We start from the raw sequence: 2,638 nt of genomic DNA, 5'->3' as shown, positions 1-2,638 counted from the left end.
GCTGAGTGGGGCACACCGTTCGCCCTTGCCCCGTTTGACGCCATCAAGGACGCGGATTTCGCGCCTGCGTTCGAGGCAGCACTTGCCCAAGCGCGCGCCGAAGTTGCGGCGATTGCGGATAATCCGGAACAGCCCACCTTTGCCAACACGGTCGAGGCCCTGGAGGCCTCGGGCAAAGGGTTGGACCAGGTGCTGTCGGTTTTCTACACGCTTGCAGGTGCGGACAGCAATCCAAAGCGGCAGAAATTGCAGCGCGAATTTGCGCCTAAACTCGCGGCTTATTCTTCGGAACTCTATGGAAACAAATCGCTTTTTGCACGGGTCGAAACCCTGTGGGCAGCGCGCGACACGGCTGATCTGACACCGGAAGAGGCGCGTCTCTTGATGCTGACGCACCGGGGGTTCCGCCGCTCTGGCGCGGCTCTGACCGGCGCGGAAGAAGCCCGGATGCGCGAGATCATGGCGCGGTTGGCGCAACTGGGGACCGCATTCACACAGAACCTGCTGGCGGATGAGGCCGGGTGGCATATGGAATTGGCCGAGGCTGATTTGGAGGGATTGCCTGATTTTCTGGTCGATACCGCCCGCGCGGCGGGGCGCGAAAAGGGGCAGGAACGGCCGGTTATCACCCTCTCGCGGTCGTTGATCGTGCCATTCCTGCAATTCTCGCCCCGTCGCGATTTTCGAAAAAAGGCATATGAATCATGGGTTTCGCGTGGGGCCATGGGCGGTGAGACCGACAATCGCGAGGTGGCCGCCGAGATTTTGCGCCTGCGCGCGGAGCGGGCGGCGTTGCTGGGGTATCAGAGCTTTGCCGCTTACAAGCTGGAAACCGAGATGGCCAAGACACCAGAGGCGGTGCGTGACCTCTTGATGGCGGTCTGGGAACCGGCCAAGGCGCAGGCGGAGCGGGATGCCGCGCGCCTCACAGAAATGATGCAAGCCGATGGAATCAATGGAGAATTGGAGCCGTGGGACTGGCGCTATTATGCCGAAAAGCGGCGGCAGGCCGAGCATGATCTGGATGAGACCGCGCTCAAACCTTACCTGTCGCTGGAGGGGATGATCGCAGCGGCGTTTGGTTGTGCCAATCGACTGTTCGGATTGGAGTTTCGCGCCCTTGATGTGGCGCTCTATCACCCCGATTGCCGGGCCTGGGAAGTGACGCGAAATGGCAACCATGTCGCTGTTTTCATTGGGGATTATTTTGCTCGCGGGTCCAAGAGATCGGGGGCTTGGTGCTCGGCGATGCGGGGTCAGGCCAAGCGGCCAAAGGTGCAGGGGCCGGTGGTGATCAATGTCTGCAATTTTGCCAAGGGCGATCCGGCGCTGCTGAGTTATGACGATGCGCGCACGCTCTTTCACGAGTTTGGACATGCCCTGCACCAGATGCTGTCGGATGTGAATTATGAAAGTATTTCAGGGACTTCCGTGGCGCGGGACTTTGTCGAACTGCCTTCGCAGCTCTATGAGCATTGGCTGGAAGTGCCCGAGGTGCTGGAGCGTTATGCCACCCATGTCACGACAGGTGAGGCTATGCCACGGGAATTGCTGGAGAAATTGCTGAAGGCCGCGAATTTCGATCAGGGGTTTCAGACGGTGGAATATGTGGCCTCTGCCCTCGTCGATCTGGCGTTCCACGAGGGCGAAGCGCCCACGGACATCATGGCCAAGCAGTTGGAAGTATTGGATAATCTCGGCATGCCGAGGGCCATTACCATGCGTCATGCGAGCCCACATTTCGCACATGTCTTTTCCGGGGATGGGTATTCCAGCGGCTATTACAGCTATATGTGGTCCGAGGTGATGGATGCGGATGCTTTTGCCAGTTTCGAGGAAGCCGGCGGAGCCTTTGATGCGGAGCGGGCCAAGGCCTTGGAATCGCACATTCTTTCGCGCGGGGGATCAGAGGACGCGGAAGCGCTCTATCTCCAGTTCCGGGGGCGGATGCCGGGGGTCGCGGCGCTGCTCAAAGGGCGCGGATTGGCGGCGTGAGGCTTGTAAGCTCTGTAAGGTTCGACAGGTGATTATGTAAGGTCCAAGGGGGGATTGGGGGCGCGGCCCCCGTCCCGGATTTAATCCGGGACTCGCCTGAGGTCGTTCATACTAGATATAGTGCAGTTCAGATCGTCTGATCGTAATCGCCAACGCCCGGTTCGGTGCGGATGACCGCATCGAGATCGGCGAAGATGGCGCGCATTTCGGCGTCGCTTGCGCTGCTCTCGCACACGACCACGAGGTTCGGGGTGTTGGAAGAAGCGCGCACGAGACCCCAAGAGCCATTGTCGAGAATGACGCGGGCACCATTGACGGTCACGACCTCTTTGATCGCGCGCCCGGCGAGGGGTTCACCTGCGGCGTGGCGCGCAACGAGTTTGGCGACGATGCGGTCGAGCACGACGTATTTCTCGGTATCGGCGCAATAGGGTGACATGGTGGGGGTCGCGTAGGTCACGGGCAGCGCGCGGCGCAGGTCGGACATAGACATCGACGGGTTGCGGTCCATCAGTTTGCAAATCTCGACCGCGACGCGCATGCCGCAGTCGTAACCGCGTCCGATGGGTTCGGCGAGGAAGTAATGCCCCGATTTCTCAAAGCCTGCGAGCGCGCCCAATTCCTTGACCCGGCGTTTCATGTG

At 60.4% G+C, this 2,638-nt stretch carries 1 protein-coding gene and 1 pseudogene; one reads left to right on the top strand and one right to left on the bottom strand.

Annotated elements, in window-relative coordinates:
• Nucleotides 1-1,995 (top strand): M3 family metallopeptidase (locus KBT70_RS08420; RefSeq protein WP_296631201.1); only part of this gene is annotated, 1,995 nt, incomplete at its 5' end.
• Nucleotides 1,996-2,122: 127 nt separating this feature from the next.
• Here the strand turns inward: KBT70_RS08420 and KBT70_RS08415 are convergent.
• Nucleotides 2,123-2,638 (bottom strand): annotated as a pseudogene (locus tag KBT70_RS08415) (phosphomannomutase/phosphoglucomutase); the annotation flags it as partial.

This window comes from Roseovarius sp. (assembly GCF_018066915.1).
Taxonomy (GTDB): domain Bacteria; phylum Pseudomonadota; class Alphaproteobacteria; order Rhodobacterales; family Rhodobacteraceae; genus Roseovarius.
Note: the sequence above shows the minus strand (reverse complement) of the source record. Positions and strands in the feature narration are given on the sequence as shown.